The organism is Bacillus sp. LQ16, from assembly GCF_057784645.1.
In genome coordinates this window covers 4,718,413-4,740,399 of sequence record NZ_CM173491.1, presented here as the reverse complement: position 1 = coordinate 4,740,399, position 21,987 = coordinate 4,718,413, and the positions used below count along the sequence as shown (strand labels likewise).

Sequence of the window (21,987 nt, the reverse complement as noted above, 5' to 3'; positions counted from 1 at the left end):
TTCGATATTTTACACAGAAATGTGAAGAAAAACTAACATTTTTAAGAAAAAAACGAATGTTTTTTATAAATTAACAAGGATATTGCAGTTTTTCGCAGAAATAGTTAAAGTATAAAAAATTCTGTCATCTAAGTGAGGTGAGCATATTGAGTGTAATAAATTGTGAAGAAGTGAAACGAGATGAGTTTCATACAGAAAAGTACTATGAAAGTTATAACATCTTTGGCGCGCATGTTGTGACGGAAGATGAGATTCAAGGGGTACGATTTACAGTGTGGGCTCCTCATGCGAAAGCAATGAGTGTTGTTGGGGATTTTAATGAGTGGGATTATGAGCAACATAAGATGCTACAAGTGACAGAAGAAGGCATTTGGTCCTTATTTATACCGCATATTGAAGAAGGAGAAATATATAAATATGCGATCGAAACGTTGGCTGGTGACGTCATTTTAAAGGCAGATCCGTATGCTGTATATGCAGAAGTAAGACCGAATACGGCATCTGTAGTTTTTGATATAAAAGGATATGAATGGAATGATAAAAACTGGAATCGTAAGAAAAAGAAAAAATCGATTTATAAAGAAGCGATGACAGTTTATGAATTACATTTTGGTTCTTGGAAAAAGAAAGAAGATGGAACGCTGTACTCTTACAGGGAAATGGTTGAAGAGCTCATCCCGTATGTGGTGGAACATCAATTTACACATATTGAAATTATGCCGCTTGTTGAGCATCCATATGATCGTTCTTGGGGATACCAAGGAACGGGATATTATGCAGCGACGAGTAGATTTGGTACGCCGCATGATTTAATGCATTTTGTCGACGAATGTCATAAATATGGAATCGGTGTCATTTTAGATTGGGTGCCGGGGCATTTTTGTAAAGATGCTCACGGTTTATATTTGTTTGATGGTACACCGACCTATGAATATAAAGATAAAGATGTACAAGAAAATCCAGTATGGGGAACTGTCAATTTTGATTTAGGAAAGAGAGAGGTACGTAATTTCTTAATTTCAAATGCGTTATTTTGGATGAGATATTTCCATATTGATGGTTTCAGAGTTGATGCAGTTGCGAACATGTTGTACTGGAATAAAGAAGGACAAGAGCAAAGTAATGAGCATGCTGTTTCATTTTTAAGAGAGTTAAATGAAGCAGTGTTTGCAGAGGATGAAGATTTTCTTATGACGGCAGAAGATTCAACAGCTTGGCCACTTGTAACAACTCCAACGTATGAAGGTGGGCTTGGATTCAATTACAAATGGAACATGGGCTGGATGAATGACGTGCTGAAATATATGGAGTGTGCGCCTGAATATAGGAAACACATTCATGAGAAAATGACGTTTTCTTTACTATATGCGTACTCTGAAAACTTCATATTACCGCTTTCTCATGATGAAGTCGTTCATGGGAAAAAGTCGTTATTAAATAAAATGCCAGGTGATTACTGGGATAAGTTTGCTCAACTTCGTTTATTATATGGATATTTCTTTACTCACCCAGGAAAGAAGTTACTTTTCATGGGAGGAGAATTCGGACAGTTTGATGAGTGGAAAGACCTTGAAGATTTAGATTGGAATTTACATGATTTTGAAATGCATCGTTATATGCATGATTACTTTAATGAGCTCATAGCATTGTATAAGCGCTCAAAACCACTTTGGCAGCTTGACCATTCACCTGAAGGTTTTCAGTGGATTGATGCTAATAATAATGAGCAAAGTATTTTCTCTTTTATCCGCCAAGGGGATAAACAAGAAGATGCGTTAGTTGTCGTATGTAATTTTACGAAAGCTACATATGAAAACTATAAAGTAGGTGTACCAGATTTCGAGTATTATAACGAGATTTTAAACAGTGATGCACAGCAATATGGCGGTTCGGGGCAAGTGAATAAGAAACGTCTTAAGACAATTCTAGAACCGTACCATAATCAAGCGGCACATGTAGAGATTACAATTCCACCATTCGGCGTATCCATATTACGACCAGTGAAGACGAGAAAGGGGAGCAAAAAACAAGATGGCTCAAAAACAAAAGTGCGTAGCAATGTTACTAGCAGGGGGAAAAGGTAGTCGTTTAAGTGCATTAACAAAAAATTTAGCCAAGCCAGCTGTTCCATTTGGTGGTAAATATCGCATTATTGATTTTACGCTAAGTAACTGTGCGAATTCTGGTATTGAAACGGTTGGGATTTTAACACAATATCAACCACTTGAACTTCATAATTATATCGGAATCGGAAATGCGTGGGATTTAGACCGAGTAAACGGTGGGGTCACAGTATTACCTCCTTATGCGGAGTCTTCAGGGGTTAAGTGGTATACAGGTACGGCAAGTGCCATTTATCAAAATTTAAACTATTTAAGTCAGTATGAACCGGAGTATGTTCTTATTTTATCAGGTGACCATATTTATAAAATGGATTACAGTAAGATGCTAGATTACCATATTGAGAAAGAATCGGACGTATCCATTTCTGTTATTGAAGTACCTTGGGATGAAGCGAGTCGCTTTGGCATTATGAATACAAATGAAGAGATGGAGATTGTTGAGTTTGAGGAGAAACCACAATTTCCAAGAAGTAATCTTGCATCGATGGGAATCTATATTTTTAATTGGTCAATTTTGAAAGAGTATTTAGAGATGGATGCGAGAAACCCTGAATCTAGTAACGATTTTGGAAAAGATGTACTTCCGCTTTTGTTGGATGAAGGGAAGAAGTTAATGGCGTATCCGTTTGAAGGATATTGGAAAGATGTTGGAACGGTGAAGAGCTTATGGGAAGCGAATATGGATTTGCTTCGCGATGAAACATCACTGAATTTAAACGATCGTAATTGGCGTATTTACTCTGTCAATCCAAACGAACCGCCTCAATATATTGCTGAAAAGGCGAAAGTAGAAGAATCGCTTATTAACGAAGGGTGCGTCATTGAAGGGGACGTGAAGCATTCTGTGTTATTCCAAGGAGTGACGGTGGAAGAAGGAAGTATGGTGATTGATTCTGTCGTTATGCCAGGGGCTAAGATTGGTAAAAATGTTGTGATTGAAAGAGCGATTGTTGGATCAGAAATGGTTATCGAAGATGGAACAATCATTCGTCCAGAAAAGAATGTTGACGATGTAGTATTAATTGCTGAAGGGAAATAGAAAAGGGGGATGAAATGAATGGGAGAAAAAATGTTAGGAATTATTAATGCAACGGGAAGTTTTCCTTCCTTAAAGAAAGTAACAGGGCATCGTTCACTAGCGGCGTTACCGTTTGGGGGCCGTTATCGACTCATTGATTTCATGCTTTCAAATATGGTGAATTCTAGTATTCATAGTGTAGCAGTTTTTACAAGCCATAAAAATCGTTCGTTAATGGACCATGTTGGTTCAGGAAAACAGTGGGATTTAGATAGAAAACGAGACGGACTATTTTTATTCCCGCCAAACTGCCAATGTGACCAAGATGAATTTGGGTCTTTTGCACACTTTAGAAGACATATTGATTATTTTCTAAGAAGCAGAGAAGAGTACGTTGTTATTACGAATAGCCATCTCGTAACAGCATTAAATTTTCAAGCGGTGTTAGAGCGACATATACATACGGCAGCTGATATTACAGAAGTTTGCCATGAAGGGGTTTCGCTTCAAACATACGTGTTAAAGAAACAATTATTGTTAGACTTATTTGAGTCATATAAAGATGTGGAGCAATACAGTTTATTTGATGTAGTGAGAGAAAAACGCGGGAAATCATTACACATTGCTACATATGAGCATACTGGATATGTAGCAATTATTGACTCGATCGAAAGTTACTATAAGCATAGCCTAGAAATTTTGCAACCTGCTATTTGGAAGCAATTATTTAAGAAAGAAGCGCCGATCTTTACGAAAGTAAAAGATGAGCCACCAACTCGTTATCTAAAGGGTGCAGTCGTGAAAAATACAATGATTGCAAATGGCAGTATTATTGAGGGGGAGGTAGAAAACAGTGTTATTTCCCGTTCAGTTAAAATTGGAAAAGGATCAATTATTCGTAACAGTATTATTATGCAAAAGAGCCAAATTGGAGATAACTGTATAATAGACGGTGTTATTATTGATAAAGACGTGAAAATTGGCGACGGTGTCGTATTAAAAGGAAACATCGATGAGCCGTATGTTGTAGAAAAAGGAAGCGTACAAAACAGTACGATTAATAGTTATTCCTAAAGAATCAGTGGGGGCTTTTTCCCCCACTGATTAAAGTTTTAATTTAAATGAAAACTCGAAGGGAGGAAGCTGCAAGAGGAGTAATAAAAACTTTTCGCGCAGTGGGACAACAAGTGAATATTTTATTTGCAGTATCAGAATGTGTACCGTTTGTGAAATCGGGAGGATTAGCTGATGTAGCGGGTGCGCTCCCAAAAGAGCTGAAAAAATTAGGAGTGGACGTTCGTATTATACTTCCAAATTATAGCCTCATTCCGAAAAAGTTAAGAGATGGGTGTACGTTACATAAAGTAATTAACGTCCCGCTCGGGTGGAGAAATCAATATTGTGGAATTTTAAAAGGTGAGCAAGACGGAATTACGTATTACTTAATAGATAATGAATATTATTTTAAGAGAGATTCTCTGTATGGTCATTATGATGACGGGGAGCGTTTTTCTTATTTCTCAAAAGCAGTGTTAGAGTGTATTCCGCACCTTGATTTTGAAGTGGATGTTCTTCATAGCCACGATTGGCATACGGCTATGGTTAATTTCTTACTTCGTGAAAAGTATCAAGATAACCCGTTATATGAGCGTATTAAAACGGTATATACGATTCATAACTTGCAGTTCCAAGGAGTATTTCCTCCTGAAGTGATGTACGACTTGTTAGAGCTTGGTGATGAATATTTTCATAGTGAGCAGCTAGAGTTTTATGGAAACATAAACTTTATGAAAGGCGGTATTATCGCTTCGGATCAAATTACAGCGGTGAGCCCGACGTATAAAGAAGAAATTCAATATGAATTTTTTGGTGAGAAGTTAGATGGATTACTGCGAAAATATAATGATAAGCTTAGCGGCATTGTAAATGGTATTGATACGAGCGTATATAATCCAGAAACGGATTCGTATATTAAGGCTCAGTATGATGCAGAGTCATTATATGAAAAGAGTGAAAATAAACGCGCTTTGCAGCGTTATTTTGGTTTGCCAGAAAAAGAGGATACACCAATTATTTCAATGGTAACGAGATTAACGAAGCAAAAAGGTCTTGATTTAGTACGCACTGTATTCCGCGAAATAATGGAAGAAGATGTACAATGTATTATTTTAGGTTCAGGAGATTCGGAATATGAGCAATTCTTTGAGTGGATGGCATATGAGTATCCGGAGAAGGTAAAAGTTTATATCGGATTTAATGAAGAATTAGCGCACCAAGTGTATGCGGGAAGCGATTTGTTTTTAATGCCATCGCTGTTTGAACCGTGTGGACTTGGACAACTTATCGCATTAGCGTACGGTACGATTCCAATTGTAAGAGAAACAGGTGGATTAAACGATACGGTACATTCTTATGATGAAGAAACAGGCGAAGGAAATGGTTTCAGTTTCACGAACTTTAATGCACATGACATGCTGCATACGGTTCACCGTGCAATTGAATTTTATCACGATAAACCAGTGTGGGAGCAGCTTGTAAAACAAGCGATGACTGAAGATTATAGCTGGGAGCAATCGGCTCTTGCTTATAAGGAATTGTATAAAAGTCTCATGGAATAACATGTAGGTGGTGAAAAAATGTTTACTCATGTTGAAAGTTTTAAATCAACTTTTCTAGAAAAGTTAGAGACGATGTATGGGAAAAGTTTCAAAGATTCTACAACTCGTGATCAATATAATACGCTCGGTCATATGGTACGTGAGTATATGAATAGTCAATGGATTGCAACGAATGAGAGTTATCGATCCGGAGAGCAAAAGCAAATGTATTACTTGTCTATTGAATTTTTGCTTGGACGTTTGCTTGGAAGTAACATCTTGAATTTAGGTATTAGAGATGTATGCGAGCAGGGGTTATCTGAACTAGGGATTTCTTTGCAAGAGTTAGAAGAGGTGGAAGCAGATGCAGGTCTTGGAAATGGTGGACTTGGACGTCTAGCAGCCTGTTTTCTCGATTCACTCGCATCTTTAAACTTACCAGGACACGGCTGTGGGATTCGTTACAAACATGGCTTGTTTGATCAGAAAATTGTTGATGGTTATCAAGTTGAGTTTCCAGAACAATGGCTTCTTCATGAAAATGTATGGGAAGTAAGAAGGCATGATCAAGCTGTAGAAGTAAGTTATTTCGGCAGTGTTGAACCGCTAGAAATTGACGGGCGTTTAGAGTTTAGGCATACAAATGCAGAAGTCATTATGGCAGTCCCATATGATGTGCCGGTAGTAGGCTATGAGACGAGTACTGTAAACACACTTAGACTTTGGAATGCTGAACCAGTTCCTTTCCCGCAAAACTGCAAAGATATTTTGAAATATAAGCGCGAAACAGAGGCTGTATCGGAGTTTTTATATCCAGATGATACGCATGATGAGGGGAAAATACTTCGTTTAAAACAACAGTATTTCCTCGTATCAGCAAGTTTACAAAATATCGTTCGAATGCATAGAGAAAGATATGGTGACCTTCGTCAACTACATGAAAAAATTGCGATTCACATTAACGATACACATCCGGTTTTAGCAATTCCAGAACTGATGCGTATTTTACTAGATGAAGAAAAGTTAACATGGGAAGAAGCTTGGCACATAACGACGCAGACGATTTCTTATACGAATCATACGACGTTATCAGAAGCACTCGAAAAGTGGCCAATTCACATTTTTAAACCATTATTACCGAGAATTTATATGATTATTGAAGAGATTAATGAACGTTTCTGTCATGAACTTTGGGAACGTTATCCTTATGAATGGCATCGCATTGAAGACATGGCAATTATTGCGCATGATCTTGTGAAAATGGCTCATTTAGCAATTGTCGGTAGCCATAGCGTAAACGGTGTAGCAAAAATTCATACGGAAATATTAAAGCAGCGGGAAATGCGATTGTTTTATGAATTTTATCCAGATAAGTTTAATAATAAGACGAATGGAATTGCTCATAGGCGCTGGCTTATGAAAGCAAATCCACAGTTAACAAATCTCATTTCAGAGGCGATTGGAACAGAGTGGAAGAAAGAACCGATTAAGCTTCAATCGTTGCAAACAGTTCAATACGATGCGAGTTTCCAAGAGAAATTTGCAGAAGTAAAACAAGAACGTAAAGAGATTTTAGCGGAGCGCATTCATAATACAATGGGGATTACGATTGATCCAAATTCTATTTTTGATGTGCAAGTGAAAAGATTACATGCTTACAAACGACAATTATTAAATGTTCTTCATATTTTATATTTGTATAATCGTTTGAAAGAGGATGCTAGTTTTACATTTTATCCGCGTACTTTTATTTTTGGAGCGAAAGCATCACCTGGATATTATTACGCGAAAAAAATTATTAAATTAATAAATGAACTCGCAAGAAAAGTAAATAATGACCCGTATGTCAGTCAATATATGAAAGTTATCTTTCTAGAAAACTATCGAGTTTCTTTAGCGGAAGATATATTCCCGGCAGCGGATGTAAGTGAACAAATTTCAACGGCGAGTAAAGAAGCATCGGGAACAGGTAATATGAAATTTATGATGAATGGTGCGATTACACTCGGAACGCTAGACGGAGCTAACATTGAAATAAAAGACCGGGTTGGTGATGATAACTGTTTCATTTTCGGCTTAACAGCGGAAGAGGTTCTTCATTACTATCAAAATGGTGGATATCGTGCAAGTGATTATTATCACCACAATAGGCACATTAAAAAAGTAGTTGATCAATTAACAAATGGTTTCTTTGCACAATCGGGAGCAGAATTTGAAGCGATTTATGATTCTCTCGTTATTCAAAATGATGAATATTTCGTTCTGCGAGATTTTGGCCCATATGCTGAAAAACAAGAAGCTGTCGGTAGAGCTTATGAGAACCGAACAAAGTGGCTAGAAATGTCGATTTTAAATATTGCACAGTCTGGTCATTTTGCGAGTGATCGAACGATTTTGCAGTACAGCAATGAAATTTGGGGTATTGGTAATGCAGTTAAACAGTTTTAAAGAAGTTGCTATATTGGGAGATATATTATCGATTTACCAATAAAAATGGATATTAATAAATAAAACGGGCTTAATAAAATTAAGCTCGTTTTATTTATTTTGCTTAAGAAAGAAATGGAACAGTGGTATATATGATACCTACCCCATCATACTCTCCTGTCGCAAAGTATGAAAATGTAAAGAAACCTGTGACCGTAAAAATTACAATAAGAAAAAGTGTGAAGATAAATTTTAACATGTAAGGTCCCCTCATCCAAAAATAACTTCATAGAGTATTATAGTATACGAATATTTTATTTCCAATTGTTTACTGGTTAAAAATGAGAAGTCAGACATGTTTTGTATGTTGTAATGGAATGATTATTTGTAATGGATTTTGTATTTTTTGTAAATGTCATATTGTGATGGACGTGTGCATACTCCCAATCATAATCATTAAAATTTATGTTTCGGGGAGGGAGAAGTGGAACGACATCGAACAAGTTGACGAAACGAAAGCTACTAGCTACTTGTAGTTTATAATAATTTCGAAAAGCGATATCTCCTACTTTTGGAGAAGCGAATGTATAAAGTCCATACTGTGCGAAGGCAGTATTTATACGTGCATCTAATATGTGTAATGTGGCAAGCGCACCACCTAGACTATGCCCAGTAGCTAGCAGTTTTTTATGTGCTGGCAATGATACGAGCATATCCATAATAGAATCACGACAAGACTCATAAATAGAGAGAAAGCCGTTATGGACATTTCCGCTATTTAAAGCATAAGGATAAGGTTTTTGATTGACGAGAGAGTCAATAATCCAATCAGGGTCTGTTTGAGTGCCCCTGAAGGCAACGATAATTGTATCCTCAGATTCTAATATAAACCCGAACCATTCTGTTGTTTGAATGGCTTTTCCTTGAAACCCTTGTACATATTGAAAACCATCTGGTATTTCGAAAATACCATTTTGTTTATATTGTTCATACGTTAACTCACAACAAGAAGCTAACAGTATGGCAGTGTCTTTATCAAAGGATAAAGGAGTACGCATTAAGGAAGCCCTCCTTAAGAAAAGGTATAGTTTAATATATGCGGTGAGGAACTTGATTCATGCTTTTGGAAAAAAGACTTGAACCTACAGTTACGTGAGGGAGTATGATTTTTGTAAACATATTGTTAGGAGGAGTGTAAGATGAGCAAAAGGGAAGGCTGTTCAATTGGTGAGTTTGCAAAGAGGACAGGCACATCAATACGGACACTACAATATTACGATGAAATTGGACTACTTAAACCTGGAAAGAATGTTAGCTCTGGTCACCGTGTGTACAAAGGAAAAGATATATTAGAACTACAGAAAATAGTGAGTCTTAAAGTATTAGGATATAGTTTAGAAGAAATACGCGTTATGCTGAAAATGCCAAGTTTGAATGTAAATTTAAAAGAAACGTTGGAACAACAAAGAAAAGCCTTTGAAGAAAAGAGAAGACACATTGAAGTTTCGATAAAGGCGCTTGAACGAACAATGGTATGTCTTGAGGAAGATGAAGAGTTGGATAGTGACATATTAATGAGTCTAATTAACAGCATTCAAAAAGAAAACGAACAACGTTTATGGCTTGAAGGATATGTATCAAAAGACTTGGCTGATGGATTATATAATAAGTCGGAAGAAGAGGACATAGCACTTGATAAAGAGTTTGTGCGTTTAGCAAAAGAAGTGAAAAGGTTATTTGGAAGACAAATTGAGGATTCAGAAGTGCAAAAATTGGTTGATGAACATATGAAGGCGACTCTTAAGTATGTTGGTGAAGAGACAATGTATTCTTTAGGTAAATTAGAGAATGTAGAAGAACAATATAATAATATGATGCCATCTCCTTACAAAGAAGAAGAAGAGGCATGGCTTAATGAAGCGATGGAGTATTATATGATTCGAAATGGTATGTATAGCCCTCCGCAGTAAAAATAAAGTGCCATAGTCATAAACTTTAGAGAAATGCCTCCGATGTTTTTTTACATTGGAGGCATTTTTTACTCTTTTCCATCTAAAAGGTGAACAAGGCCACCTAATATACTACTTTCACCAGTACTTTATAATGCTGGTCTTGTAAGAGGTTTGAAAAAATAGCCTGTATATATTTGAACGATGATTACCTATTTACTTGTGTTTGTTCGCACTATATACCGAAAATTTCGGGAAACGAAACATATTATTTATCTGTTTGTTTTTGCTTTTTTTTCAAATACTCCGCACGTAATTGTTCAAGTTTCTGCTTTTTATCAAATTTGGCAGGCTTCTGTTTTTCATGAAACTTTGCCACAGCTACCTGACTTTTGGAATCCAATTGATATTTTCCCACTTTGTTCACCTACTTTTCTTGTCTTGAAAGAGAATCTATTCAACAAATATAATATACCTTATTTTACTGAAGTAAACCTTATTACTTTATTTCATCTGCTTTTTCTCGTTTGTAGACGTAAATTAAAACACCCTTTCACTGCATTACTGCAAGCAAGGGTGTTTAATTTTAGTATTATATTAGTCGATGGACAAGCCTGCATAAGGGCCCTTTTTACTCTTTCCCATCCAATAAACGACCAAGGCCACCTAATACACTACCTTCGCCAGTACTTTGCGCTGCTGGGCTTGTAAGGCGTGCTGCTAATCGGCTAAGTGTTAAGGACTGAATCCAAACTGTTCCAGGACCTTCTAATGTTGCGAAGAATAAACCCTCGCCGCCAAATAGAGCTGTTTTTACTTTACCAACGAATTCGATATCATAGTTAATATCTTTTGTCATGGCAACGAGACAACCTGTATCAATGCGAAGTTTCTCACCAGGTTTTAATTCACGTTTATATACAGTTCCACCTGCGTGCATGAAAGCAAGGCCGTCACCTTCAAGTTTCTGCATGATAAACCCTTCACCACCGAAGAAACCAGTTCCTATTTTTTTCGTAAATTCAATTCCGATAGAAACACCTTTTGCGGCACAAAGAAAGGCATCTTTTTGACAAACTACTTTTCCTTGATATTCTGTTAAATCTACAGGAATAATTTTACCAGGATAAGGAGCAGCAAATGAGACGTGGCGTTTGCCGTGACCTGTATTTGTAAATACAGTCATAAACATACTTTCGCCTGTAACGAGACGTTTACCAGCGCCCATTAATTTGCCGAATAAACCGTTAGATGGGCCAGAACCGTCACCAAAGATTGTTTCCATTTCAATGTAATCTTCCATCATCATCATTGCGCCAGCTTCTGCGATAACGCTTTCTTTTGGATCTAATTCAATTTCAACAAACTGCATATCATCGCCATATAACTTATACTCGATTTCATGTGCTTGCATTTTTTCACCTCATAAATATGTAGTAATTATATTGTACAGAAGTTAAAAGAATTAGAGTACTGTATTTTTGTTAATTTTTGAATAAAAATAGAATAAAAATTTAAGGTTATACTAGGATTATAAAAAATGATGGAATGAAAGTGTTCTCATTTGACGTTTTCGATATAGCATGATATAGTGAAAGCACTATTGAGCTACATAATGTGGTACGGAAATAAAGCACGTTGTATTAAAGGCTGTAAGCTTGTTATACATTCATGTCCTTTATATCCACCTTTTCATGTGGATTCATAGTTTCATTTTTATTTAGGAGGTACATGACATGCAAACAGGTAAAGTTAAATGGTTTAACGGCGAAAAAGGTTTTGGCTTCATCGAAGTTGAAGGCGGAGAAGACGTATTCGTACATTTCTCAGCTATCCAAGGCGACGGCTTCAAAACTTTAGAAGAAGGTCAAGAAGTTTCTTTCGAAATCGTTGAAGGAAACCGCGGACCACAAGCAGCTAACGTTACAAAAAACTAATTAGCTAGCGATAAAAAGCATTCCGATTTTCGGAATGCTTTTTTTTATTCTTTGGAACTAGATTCATTTGAAGATAATTCGCCCTTAAAGGTACGCTCTTCAAAGTCATCAAGCATTTGTTCATATTCTTCATGCTCTTCTGTAGCGAAAACTTGTGGGTTTTTCCCGTACATATCCGTACCGATAAAGTTTTCAAAATCCTCCACGTAGCCTACGTTTTCTTCACTATTTACATACATGCCATTATAGTTTTTTGAATCTTGTCTTTCTAAATCAGACGGCGTTTCAGATGTTCCGTAATTTGCGACATCTTGCCACGCATCTTCCGCATCGTACTCAACAGAATGGTCCTCATCATGCTTGTGGAAAGAAGGAGACAGCACTTCTTCTTCAACTGGTCGTGTATTCATATTTAACTTATTTGTCGCGTGCTGTATGCATGTTGTAGCAGTCGGCATTGCTTCCAATCTTTCAAATGGAATTTCTTCGCCAGACACTTCGCAAATGCCGTACGTACCTGCTTCTATTTTTTGTAGGGCATGTTTCGTCTCCTCAAGCTGTTTATGCCAAAGTTCAATAAGCCCGAAGTCTTTTTCCCGTTCATATAGCTCTGTAGCCATATCACCTGGATGGTTGTCATAGCTAGACAGTTCTCCTACTGAATCGCGTTCAGAAGCACGATCTGTATTTTCATGAGTTTGTATCGTTTGTTCCAGTTCTTGTTTTTGTTTTTCTAAAATGGATTTAAATTGACCTACTTGTTGTGGAGTTAACATAGTCGTCCACCTTCCTACAATTCAGTTTCTTTACATAGTATGAGCGTTGAGAGTAGGAATTATGAGATGAATTTCAGATATGAAAAAGGAGCCGCATAAGCAGCTCCTTTTATAGAAAGTATCCAAGTAATAATCCGATTCCCATTAGGAAACCGAAGATTGTATTTGTTTTTGCTGTTGCAATCATCGCAGGTACCATTTCCATTGGAATGCTTTTGCCGATAAAGCCTTTCGTCGCTTTAAATGCTTTCGGTGCACTTAAAAATACGATAAGCATCCATGGTGATACGATGCCCACGATAATTAAAGCAATTGTCCAAATGTAGGAAACGATGAACATCGAAGCAAGTACACCAACAGCTCTTTCACGTCCAACGAGAATTGCTAACGTTTTACGACCGTTTTCTTTATCGCCATCCAAGTCACGAATATTATTAGCTAGTAAAATGGCACCAATTAAAATGGAACTTGGAATAGATAGTAAAATGACTTCTGATGTTACAGTGCCAGTTTGAATAAAGAATGAAATCCCAATAATAATGACACCCATAAATAATCCGGCTGTCAACTCTCCAAATGGTGTATATGCAATTGGAAGTGGGCCACCTGTATAAAGGTAAGCAACGGCCATACAAACAAGACCGATTGCAGCAAGCCACCAGCTAGAATTCATACAAATATAAACACCTAATAGTATTGCGATGCCGAAAAATCCAAATGCTAAGTTAAGCACTGTTTTTGGCTGAATGCCATCGCGAACGATAGCGCCGCCGATACCAACTGAACCTTCGTGATCAAGTCCTCTTTTATAATCAAAGTATTCATTAAACATGTTTGTTGCTGCTTGAATGAGAAGACAAGCAAGAAGCATCATAAGGAAAAGAGGAAGATGTATTTGATTTATACCTCCGACCTGCATCGAATATGCTGTTCCGATGAAAACAGGTACGAAAGCGGCTGTTAATGTATGGGGACGTAGTAAACTCCACCAGATGCGCCAGCCTGTTTGCTTACTTGGCTTTGGCGCCGTAGGAGAGGAATTCGTTTTGACGTTCATTTCCATGTTGAATCCTCCTTTGGTCACATATTGTACACAACTAAGTGTAGAAAAAGCATCATTTAGTGTCAACGTTTATTTTCTAGGAAGAGAAGGTGAATTTCTCAGAAATGCTAAACGTTGACAGGCCTTTCGTTTGAGGTGTATCTTAAAATCAAGCGTAATTATGACTATTTTTCGCCCATAGGGGGGAGACAATTGTGATTCAAACGAAACAAAAAGGCTTGCAAGAAGTTCTTATTGCAGCTATCAAGCGTGCAACTAACGAAAAAACATTGGTTAGTTTTGTAAAACAAATAGACTGGGTGGATCCGCTTCTGTTCTATGCAGCAGGAAAAAGGATTTCATTCGAAAATAGATGTTATTTTGCAGACCCGGCTCAGCATGTAATATTTGCAGGAATTGGCTCTGTTTTCACTATAGCAAATTCTTCTCATAAGCGCTTTCAAACCGCTCGTGACGAGTGGGAGAAAGTAAAAGAGAATGCATTTGTCCAAAGAGATGAATATGAATTTGGAACGGGTCCGCTTTTATTTGGTGGTTTTTCATTTGATCCAGAAAAAGAGAAAACGGACCTATGGAAAGAATTTAAAGATACGACATTTTCACTACCAGCATTTTTATTAACTGTAAAAAATGAAAAAGCATGGTTAACGATGAATACATTTGTTGCAGCAACAGATTGTGCAGAAACTCTTTATAATGAAATGATTTCTTTAGAAGAGAAAATTTTTGAGGAGAGTAAATGTGCGCTAAACGGATCGAAATTAACTGTTATTTCTAAAGTAGAAGTGGATCCGAAAGGCTGGATGAAAGCAATTGAAAAAGTACAAGATGAGATGAAGCAGGGTAACGTGCAGAAGGTTGTATTGGCGAGGGAACTAAAAGTAGAGATGAACCATTCGATTGATTCTGCTCTTGTTTTAGAAGCACTTCGCATTGGTCAACCGGATTGTTACGTATTTTCTTTTGATTATAAAGGAGCATGCTTCTTAGGAGCGACGCCTGAGAGATTAATTCGCAAAGAAGATGAGAAATTTACATCGATGTGTCTTGCTGGTTCAATCGGTCATGGTCATTCTATAGAAGAAAGTGAACGAAATAGTAATGCGCTTCTTCATGATGAAAAGAATTTAGCTGAACATGGTTATGTCGTTAACATGATCCGCTCGGTACTAAATGAACATTGCGAATACGTTAATATTCCGGAAAGCCCAGGTTTATTAACAACGAAAAACTTAATTCACTTATATACGCCTGTAGAAGCAAAAGGCGATGCGAGTCTTTTAACAATGGCAGAAGAATTACATCCAACACCAGCTCTTGGCGGGACACCTCGTTTGGAAGCGATGAAACTGATCCGTGATGTTGAATTGTTAGACAGAGGGTTGTATGGTGCACCGATTGGCTGGATAGATGATGAAGGAAATGGTGAATTTGCGGTTGCGCTGCGCTGCGGATTATTAAACGGCGAGAAAGCATCCTTATTTGCCGGTTGTGGTATTGTAATTGATTCAATCCCACAGCTTGAATATGAAGAAACAAGTTTGAAGTTTAGACCGATGCTTGGTGCTTTGGAGGAATTAATGAAATGAACAATCATATAGAAGCATTATCATATTATTTAGGCGCGTTCGTGGATGAACTGACGCGTCTAGATGTATGTGATGTTGTCATTAGTCCAGGCTCACGGTCAACGCCGATTGCTTTACTAATGGAACAACACGAAGGAATGAACACATATTTACATGTAGATGAAAGATCAGCTGGATTTTTCGCGCTCGGTATTGCGAAAGCGAAAAAACGCCCAGTAGCATTATTATGTACGTCAGGAACAGCAGCAGCTAATTACTATCCAGCTGTATGTGAAGCTTTTCATTCAAGGGTCCCGCTTATCGTCTTAACAGCGGATAGACCGCATGAATTAAGAGATGTGGGTGCACCACAAGCAATGAATCAATTTAATTTATACGGTACTTTTGTGAAACAATTTACAGAGATGGCACTGCCAGAAGCGAGTGAAGCGATGTATCATTACGCTCGTATGACGACGCAGCGCATAGTAGCAAATGCTTGTTTAGCGCCGCAGGGTCCTGTTCATCTTAATTTTCCAGTTCGCGAGCCACTTATCCCTGATTTCTCACTAGAAAGCTTATGGGATAAAGGACGTAGTGAATATACAAGAGTAGTTCAGCAAGGAAACGTGACGATGCCGAGTGAATATGTAGATTCTCTTGTAGGGCGCCTTTCACATATGGAAAAGGGGCTTATTATTTGTGGAGATGATAGTCATTCAGAAATTGCAATGTTTGCAACGCAACTAGCTGAAAAAACTGGCTATCCTATATTAGCAGACCCACTTTCTAATATTCGTAGCGGACACCACGATAAAACGATGGTAATTGACTGTTATGATACATTTTTACGAAATGAGCAGTTAAAAGAAAAATGGAAACCGGACGTGTTAATTCGCTTTGGTGGTATGCCTGTTTCTAAATCATTAACGCAGTTCATAAAAAAACAAACGAAAGCAGTTCATATCGTTGTCGATGAATCAGGACAATGGAGAGATCCAGCTCTTGTTGCGACAGAAGTTGTGCAAGCAAGTGACATTGAATTCTGCAAGGCAGTAATAGAAAAAATGCCAGTTATGAAGAAGAATGATTGGTTCGTAATGTGGCAACATATAAACGAAAAAACGAAGGAAACGCTTCGTGAAATGGAAACATATGAAACTGCATTTGAAGGAAAGGTTATTACAGATATTGTGCGCGTATTACCAGAAGACGCAACGTTATTTGCGAGCAATAGTATGCCAATTCGTGATACAGACTCATTCTTCTTCACATCGGATAAAAACATCCATGTGATGGCAAACCGTGGCGTAAATGGTATTGATGGAATCATTTCGACAGCTTTAGGAGCGAGCATTATTTGCGATCCACTTGTATTAGTGATTGGTGATTTATCATTTTATCACGATTTAAATGGGCTATTAGCAGCGAAATTACATGAATTAAACATAACAATTGTCGTTGTAAATAATGATGGCGGGGGTATTTTCTCATTCTTACCACAATATGAGAAAAAGGAACATTTTGAATCATTATTTGGAACACCAATTGGACTTGATTATGAGCACGTTGTCAAAATGTACGGTGGTTCATTTAGCCGTGTAAATGGTTGGGAGCAATTCCGTGAAGAAGTACAAAAGGGAGCAACGACAAAAGGTTTACACGTTGTGGAAATTTGTACGAACCGTGATGAAAACTTAACATTGCACCGTACGTTATGGGCAAAAACACAAGACGTAATTACTACATCGTTGCAAGGTGAATCAAAATGAACGTAACACTGCAAGGTGTATCGTATGAATATGAAGTAGTTGGAAGCGGGGAACCACTTCTACTTCTTCATGGTTTTACGGGAAGCATGGAAACGTGGCGTTCCTTCGTTCCTTCTTGGAGCGAGCAGTTTCAAGTCATTTTAGTAGATATTGTTGGGCACGGAAAAACGGAAAACCCTGAAGATGTGACGCATTATGACATCCGAAATGTGGCATTGCAAATGAAAGAACTATTAGATTACCTTCATATTGAAAAAGTACATATACTTGGCTATTCAATGGGCGGTAGATTAGCGATTACGATGGCATGTCTATATCCAGATTATGTACACTCTCTTTTATTAGAAAACTGTACAGCTGGGCTCGAAAAAGAAGAGGATAGAAAAGAACGTCGTGAAAAAGATGATCGACTTGCCGATAAAATTGAGCGAGAAGGCATAGAAAGTTTTGTATCCATATGGGAAGATATTCCACTTTTTGAAACGCAAAAACGTTTAGCAAAAAACGTACAAGAAGCGGTACAAAAAGAGAGGCTTGCTAACAACCCAAAAGGGCTCGCAAATAGCTTGCGCGGCATGGGAACTGGGGCTCAGCCTTCATGGTGGGATGAGCTGAAAAACTTAAAAATACCTGTTCTTTTAATGAACGGAGAATATGATGAAAAGTTCTTCCGCATATTAAAAAACATCGAAAAATGCGTGTCTGATGCGAAATTTGTCAAAATTCATGGCGCTGGCCATGCAATTCATGTGGAACAACCGGAAAAGTTTGATACAATAGTAAAGGGATTTCTAAAAACTATGCAGTGATACTTTTTTCAGCAAGAAGGAAGCCACACTTATAGGTGAAATCAGAAATATACAAGGAGGTAGTTGTAATGGCTATTGAATGGGTAAAAGAAGGCAATTATGAAGATATTATTTATTCAACATACAATGGTATCGCAAAGATTTCGATTAACCGTCCTGAAGTACATAACGCATTCCGTCCAAAAACGGTAATGGAGTTAATCGATGCTTTTGCACAAGCTCGTGATGATGCAAATGTTGGCGTTATCATTTTAACAGGTGAAGGTGGACGTGCATTCTGTTCTGGCGGCGACCAAAAAGTTCGCGGTCATGGTGGATATGTAGGTGACGACCAAATCCCTCGTTTAAACGTATTAGACTTACAACGTCTAATTCGCGCAATTCCTAAACCAGTTATCGCAATGGTAGCAGGTTATGCAATCGGTGGTGGACACGTACTTCATATCGTATGTGACTTAACAATCGCTGCAGACAACGCTGTATTCGGACAAACAGGTCCTAAAGTAGGAAGCTTTGACGGTGGATACGGAGCTGGTTACTTAGCTCGTATGGTAGGCCACAAGAAAGCTCGTGAAATTTGGTACCTATGCCGTCAATACAATGCACAAGAAGCGCTTGATATGGGCTTAGTAAACACAGTAGTACCATTAGAAGAGCTTGAAGCAGAAACAGTACAATGGGCACAAGAAATTTTAGCAAACAGCCCAATGGCACTTCGTTTCCTAAAAGCTGCATTCAACGCAGACACGGACGGTCTAGCTGGTATTCAACAACTAGCTGGAGATGCAACGTTATTGTACTACACAACTGACGAAGCAAAAGAAGGTCGCGACGCATTCAAAGAAAAACGCAGTCCGGACTTCGGTCAATTCCCTCGTTTCCCTTGATCAAAAGCGGAAGCGGCTCGCTTAGAACAAGAGGGCGTTGGAACTCCTGACGTAGAGGCGCTTTTTGCCTCGTAGGAAGGCGTGAAACGACCGACTGTTCTAGCCGCTGTAGCTGGATGAAACCAAAAGCGGAGCCGACTGTTTAGCCCCGTTGGCTAAGGTTCTTTCGCACAGAAAGTGTTTTTTACGTTCTCGTGCGGAAGGTTCTTAGACGGAAGGGGCTAGGAGGCGTAGCTAGATGAGATTAAACCGGAAACAAAACAACTAAGAGACTTGATATCATATCAAGTCTCTTTCTTTCATGAAAGGAGAATGAATGATGGAGACGATGCCAAATTGGTTAATGCAACGTGCATTTTTAACACCAGATCGCACTGCAATTGAAATAGAGGAAGAGAAAGTTACTTTTATGGAGCTGCATGAAAAAGTAGTATCTGTTTGTGAACACTTTACGCATGTTGGAGTGGAGCGAGGGCAAAAGGTGGCTGTTCTGATGAAAAATGGTATGGAGATGATTACAGTTATTCACGCCCTATCTTATGTAGGTGCAGTAGCTGTGCTTTTAAATACGCGTCTTTCAAGAGAAGAGCTACTTTGGCAAATGGATGATGCTGAAGTTATTTGTTTAGTGACGGATCAACAGTTTGATGCGAATAATGTTCCTGTCTATTCATTTGCTGAAGTGATGAATGGACCGAGGGCGGAAGCATTTATACAAGAGGAATTTTCTTTAGAAGAAGCGATGACAATTATTTATACGTCTGGGACGACAGGCAAACCGAAAGGCGTTATTTTAACGTACGGCAATCATTGGGCAAGCGCAGTCGGTTCGTCGCTTAATTTAGGACTTCGTGATGATGATTGTTGGTTAGCCTGCATGCCGATGTTCCATGTTGGCGGGCTATCTCTTTTAATGAAAAACATTATGTACGGCATGCGTATTTTACTTGTTCCGAAATATGATGCTGATTTTATTCATAAAGCACTTCAAAAAAGAGGAGTAACAATTATTTCTGTCGTTTCTAAAATGTTAACTGATTTATTAGAGCGACTTGGGGCAGAGACATATCCATCTTCTTTACGATGCATGTTACTTGGCGGAGGACCAGCGCCGAAACCGTTATTAGAAACATGTGTGGAAAAAGGAATCCCAGTGTATCAAACGTACGGTATGACAGAAACATCTTCGCAAATTTGTACGTTATCCGCAGATTACATGTTAACGAAAGTAGGATCAGCTGGAAAACCACTATTTCAGTGCCAACTTCGTATTGAAAAAGAGGGCGTAGTAGTGCCACCATTTGCGGAAGGTGAGATTGTAGTAAAAGGACCGAACGTAACAGGTGGTTACTTTAACCGTGAAGATGCGACGCGAGAGACTATTCAAAACGGATGGCTTCATACTGGCGACCTCGGTTATTTAGACGAAGAAGGGTTTTTATACGTATTAGATCGCCGCAGTGATTTAATTATTTCTGGCGGAGAGAATATATATCCAGCTCAAATTGAAGAAGTGTTGCTTTCTCATCCGGCAGTAGCGGAAGCTGGTGTTGTCGGCATGGCTGACGATAAATGGGGACAAGTACCAGCTGCTTTTGTTGTGAAAAGTGGGGCGGTAACAGAAGAAGAAATTCTTCATTTTTGCGAGGAGAAATTAGCGAAATATAAAGTGCCGAAGAAAGCATGTTTCTTAGAGGAATTACCACGTAACGCTTCGAAAAAATTGTTAAGACGAGAGTTAAGACAATTAGTGGAGGAGATGTAGGTGGAGATAAAAAAAGCGACACTTCATATAACGGAAATGCCACTCGTCATCCCGTTTGCTGCAAGCTACGGGACTTACGAAAAGCGTGAGAGTATCGTTATTGAATTAGAGGATACGGACGGGTACATCGGATTTGGGGAAGTCGTTGCATTCTCTGAACCGTGGTATACGGAAGAAACGGTGAAGACAGCGCTGCATGTACTGCAAGACTTTTTAATACCTGATTTATTAAAGGCTGAAATTTCTCATCCGAATGAGGTACCGGGTCTATTTCAACATATAAAAAGAAACCGAATGGCAAAAGCCGGAATAGAGGGGGCTGTTTGGGATTTATATGCGAAGCGTCAAAAAAAATCGCTAGCGACAGTACTTGGCGGAACTAGTCATGAAATTGAAGTCGGCGTTGTAATTGGGATCAATACAATTCCAGTTATGTTAAAACAAATCGAGAAGTACGCCGAAGAAGGATACGAGCGTTTTAAAGTGAAAATAAAGCCAGAACATGATTATGAGTTATTAAAAGAAATTCGAAAAGAGTTTCCGCATATCCCGTTAATGGCTGATGCAAATTCAGCATATACATTAGCGGATACGGAGAGGCTGAAACGACTAGATGAATTCCAATTAATGATGATTGAACAACCGTTAGCGGATTACGATTTTCTTGATCACGCGGAGTTGCAAAAGAAAATTGAAACGCCGATTTGTTTAGATGAAAGTATTCATGGTTTAGAAGACGCACGCATTGCGATTACGCTTGGTAGTTGCCGCATCGTTAACATTAAGCCAGGGCGAGTGGGCGGATTAACAGAGTCGGTTCAAATTCATAATTATTGTATGGAACATAACATACCCGTTTGGTGCGGTGGTATGGTGGAGATGGGGATTTCACGAGCGCAAAATGTTGCTCTTGCTTCATTGCCGAACTTTACGATTCCAGGCGATATATCCGCTTCTAGCAGACATTGGGAGAAGGATATTATTTCGCCGGAAGTGATGCTTGAGAGCGGGAAAGTGATTGTACCACAAAGCGTTGATACTGAGTATGAAGTAGACCGCGGAAGGCTGGCGGAAATCACGAAGCAGCGGATTGTTTTTGAACGGTAAATGGAAGTTGCATTAGGATGCCCGCAAATAGCGAGAGGATTTTATCGTTCATTGTCGGTAAGTCGATATATTTCAATAATCGCTGATATAATTTGAGTTACGGTCGATATAATTGGAAAATCGCTGATATAATTTTATTTACCAAGGTTACTTTAACGAGTAGCCTTTTCGTATTGTACAAATTGGATA

19 protein-coding genes are annotated in these 21,987 nt (G+C 38.4%); 13 read left to right on the top strand and 6 right to left on the bottom strand.

Annotation, left to right across the window (positions count from 1 at the left end; all coding sequences use genetic code 11):
- Nucleotides 1–146 precede the first annotated feature (146 nt).
- The 5 genes from glgB (at nt 147) to glgP (ending at nt 8,186) form a co-directional block, all read left to right on the top strand.
- Nucleotides 147–2,084: a 1,4-alpha-glucan branching protein GlgB gene (gene glgB, locus AC3EMB_RS24020; protein ID WP_075717046.1), complete on the top strand. Its 1,938-nt coding sequence runs from the start codon at nt 147–149 to the stop codon at nt 2,082–2,084.
- Complete coding sequence (gene glgC, locus AC3EMB_RS24015) at nt 2,032–3,162, top strand: glucose-1-phosphate adenylyltransferase (RefSeq protein WP_000057604.1); 1,131 nt, start codon at nt 2,032–2,034, stop codon at nt 3,160–3,162. Before glgB ends, glgC begins: the two co-directional genes overlap by 53 nt.
- 18 nt (nt 3,163–3,180) lie before the next feature.
- Nucleotides 3,181–4,215, top strand: coding sequence for a glucose-1-phosphate adenylyltransferase subunit GlgD (gene glgD, locus AC3EMB_RS24010; protein WP_000504162.1), 1,035 nt, complete (start codon nt 3,181–3,183; stop codon nt 4,213–4,215).
- A 113-nt stretch (nt 4,216–4,328) separates the two neighbouring features.
- The gene (gene glgA, locus AC3EMB_RS24005; protein ID WP_043315821.1) at nt 4,329–5,759 is read left to right on the top strand and encodes a glycogen synthase GlgA; all 1,431 of its coding nucleotides are present in this window, start codon (nt 4,329–4,331) and stop codon (nt 5,757–5,759) included.
- A gap of 18 nt (nt 5,760–5,777) precedes the next feature.
- Entirely contained in the window at nt 5,778–8,186 is a 2,409-nt protein-coding gene (gene glgP / locus AC3EMB_RS24000; RefSeq protein WP_053563458.1) for a glycogen phosphorylase, read from the top strand.
- Nucleotides 8,187–8,289: 103 nt separating this feature from the next.
- Here glgP and AC3EMB_RS23995 read toward each other — a convergent pair whose 3' ends face one another.
- The gene (locus AC3EMB_RS23995; RefSeq protein ID WP_488517312.1) at nt 8,290–8,424 is read right to left on the bottom strand and encodes a hypothetical protein; all 135 of its coding nucleotides are present in this window, start codon (nt 8,422–8,424) and stop codon (nt 8,290–8,292) included.
- A 76-nt stretch (nt 8,425–8,500) separates the two neighbouring features.
- Nucleotides 8,501–9,223, bottom strand: coding sequence for a lipase family protein (locus AC3EMB_RS23990; RefSeq protein ID WP_488517311.1), 723 nt, complete (start codon nt 9,221–9,223; stop codon nt 8,501–8,503).
- 141 nt (nt 9,224–9,364) lie between these two features.
- Between AC3EMB_RS23990 and AC3EMB_RS23985 the strand changes: the two genes are divergently transcribed.
- Nucleotides 9,365–10,135 (top strand): MerR family transcriptional regulator, encoded by a 771-nt coding sequence (locus AC3EMB_RS23985; protein WP_488517310.1) that lies wholly within the window; start codon nt 9,365–9,367, stop codon nt 10,133–10,135.
- 247 nt (nt 10,136–10,382) lie between these two features.
- On the opposite strand, the gene AC3EMB_RS23980 is transcribed toward AC3EMB_RS23985, so the two are convergent.
- Both AC3EMB_RS23980 and AC3EMB_RS23975 read right to left on the bottom strand, forming a co-directional pair.
- Nucleotides 10,383–10,532, bottom strand: coding sequence for a hypothetical protein (locus tag AC3EMB_RS23980; RefSeq protein WP_000521637.1), 150 nt, complete (start codon nt 10,530–10,532; stop codon nt 10,383–10,385).
- A 213-nt stretch (nt 10,533–10,745) separates the two neighbouring features.
- Entirely contained in the window at nt 10,746–11,528 is a 783-nt protein-coding gene (locus AC3EMB_RS23975; RefSeq protein ID WP_001147841.1) for a TIGR00266 family protein, read from the bottom strand.
- 322 nt (nt 11,529–11,850) lie between these two features.
- On the opposite strand from AC3EMB_RS23975, the gene cspD reads away from it, so the two are divergent.
- Nucleotides 11,851–12,051 carry a cold-shock protein CspD gene (cspD, locus tag AC3EMB_RS23970; protein ID WP_001193052.1) on the top strand — a complete coding sequence of 67 codons (201 nt, stop codon included), beginning with the start codon at nt 11,851–11,853 and terminating at the stop codon, nt 12,049–12,051.
- A 44-nt stretch (nt 12,052–12,095) separates the two neighbouring features.
- Here cspD and AC3EMB_RS23965 read toward each other — a convergent pair whose 3' ends face one another.
- Together AC3EMB_RS23965 and AC3EMB_RS23960 are read right to left on the bottom strand one after the other, a co-directional pair.
- The gene (locus AC3EMB_RS23965) at nt 12,096–12,827 is read right to left on the bottom strand and encodes a yteA family sporulation protein (protein WP_000957398.1); all 732 of its coding nucleotides are present in this window, start codon (nt 12,825–12,827) and stop codon (nt 12,096–12,098) included.
- A gap of 109 nt (nt 12,828–12,936) precedes the next feature.
- Entirely contained in the window at nt 12,937–13,890 is a 954-nt protein-coding gene (locus AC3EMB_RS23960; RefSeq protein WP_000425770.1) for a 1,4-dihydroxy-2-naphthoate polyprenyltransferase, read from the bottom strand.
- A gap of 194 nt (nt 13,891–14,084) precedes the next feature.
- On the opposite strand from AC3EMB_RS23960, the gene AC3EMB_RS23955 reads away from it, so the two are divergent.
- The 6 genes from AC3EMB_RS23955 to menC all read left to right on the top strand — a co-directional run bounded on the left by AC3EMB_RS23955 (nt 14,085) and on the right by menC (nt 21,798).
- On the top strand, nt 14,085–15,479 hold the full coding sequence (locus AC3EMB_RS23955; protein ID WP_197235669.1) for an isochorismate synthase: 1,395 nt from the start codon (nt 14,085–14,087) through the stop codon (nt 15,477–15,479).
- Nucleotides 15,476–17,230, top strand: coding sequence for a 2-succinyl-5-enolpyruvyl-6-hydroxy-3-cyclohexene-1-carboxylic-acid synthase (menD, locus tag AC3EMB_RS23950; protein WP_069356386.1), 1,755 nt, complete (start codon nt 15,476–15,478; stop codon nt 17,228–17,230). Before AC3EMB_RS23955 ends, menD begins: the two co-directional genes overlap by 4 nt.
- Nucleotides 17,227–18,039, top strand: coding sequence for a 2-succinyl-6-hydroxy-2,4-cyclohexadiene-1-carboxylate synthase (menH, locus tag AC3EMB_RS23945; protein WP_488517309.1), 813 nt, complete (start codon nt 17,227–17,229; stop codon nt 18,037–18,039). Before menD ends, menH begins: the two co-directional genes overlap by 4 nt.
- A 68-nt stretch (nt 18,040–18,107) precedes the next feature.
- Nucleotides 18,108–18,926 (top strand): 1,4-dihydroxy-2-naphthoyl-CoA synthase, encoded by an 819-nt coding sequence (gene menB / locus AC3EMB_RS23940; protein ID WP_000963881.1) that lies wholly within the window; start codon nt 18,108–18,110, stop codon nt 18,924–18,926.
- A gap of 319 nt (nt 18,927–19,245) precedes the next feature.
- Nucleotides 19,246–20,691 (top strand): o-succinylbenzoate--CoA ligase, encoded by a 1,446-nt coding sequence (locus tag AC3EMB_RS23935; protein WP_488517308.1) that lies wholly within the window; start codon nt 19,246–19,248, stop codon nt 20,689–20,691.
- Nucleotides 20,692–21,798, top strand: coding sequence for an o-succinylbenzoate synthase (gene menC, locus AC3EMB_RS23930; protein ID WP_406653696.1), 1,107 nt, complete (start codon nt 20,692–20,694; stop codon nt 21,796–21,798). It abuts the gene before it with no gap.
- The last annotated feature ends 189 nt before the right edge of the window (nt 21,799–21,987 follow it).

Excerpts from the sequence above, each read along its gene's own strand:
- glgD (WP_000504162.1), top strand. The coding sequence starts at position 3,181 with ATGGGAGAAAAAATGTTAGGAATTATTAATGCAACGGGAAGTTTTCCT.
- cspD (WP_001193052.1), top strand. The coding sequence starts at position 11,851 with ATGCAAACAGGTAAAGTTAAATGGTTTAACGGCGAAAAAGGTTTTGGC.
- AC3EMB_RS23935 (WP_488517308.1), top strand. The coding sequence starts at position 19,246 with ATGGAGACGATGCCAAATTGGTTAATGCAACGTGCATTTTTAACACCA.
- AC3EMB_RS23965 (WP_000957398.1), bottom strand. The coding sequence starts at position 12,827 with ATGTTAACTCCACAACAAGTAGGTCAATTTAAATCCATTTTAGAAAAA.
- AC3EMB_RS23960 (WP_000425770.1), bottom strand. The coding sequence starts at position 13,890 with ATGGAAATGAACGTCAAAACGAATTCCTCTCCTACGGCGCCAAAGCCA.
- AC3EMB_RS23995 (WP_488517312.1), bottom strand. The coding sequence starts at position 8,424 with ATGTTAAAATTTATCTTCACACTTTTTCTTATTGTAATTTTTACGGTC.
- AC3EMB_RS23985 (WP_488517310.1), top strand. The coding sequence starts at position 9,365 with ATGAGCAAAAGGGAAGGCTGTTCAATTGGTGAGTTTGCAAAGAGGACA.
- menD (WP_069356386.1), top strand. The coding sequence starts at position 15,476 with ATGAACAATCATATAGAAGCATTATCATATTATTTAGGCGCGTTCGTG.
- AC3EMB_RS23975 (WP_001147841.1), bottom strand. The coding sequence starts at position 11,528 with ATGCAAGCACATGAAATCGAGTATAAGTTATATGGCGATGATATGCAG.
- menB (WP_000963881.1), top strand. The coding sequence starts at position 18,108 with ATGGCTATTGAATGGGTAAAAGAAGGCAATTATGAAGATATTATTTAT.
- glgP (WP_053563458.1), top strand. The coding sequence starts at position 5,778 with ATGTTTACTCATGTTGAAAGTTTTAAATCAACTTTTCTAGAAAAGTTA.
- menH (WP_488517309.1), top strand. The coding sequence starts at position 17,227 with ATGAACGTAACACTGCAAGGTGTATCGTATGAATATGAAGTAGTTGGA.
- AC3EMB_RS23990 (WP_488517311.1), bottom strand. The coding sequence starts at position 9,223 with ATGCGTACTCCTTTATCCTTTGATAAAGACACTGCCATACTGTTAGCT.
- glgC (WP_000057604.1), top strand. The coding sequence starts at position 2,032 with ATGGCTCAAAAACAAAAGTGCGTAGCAATGTTACTAGCAGGGGGAAAA.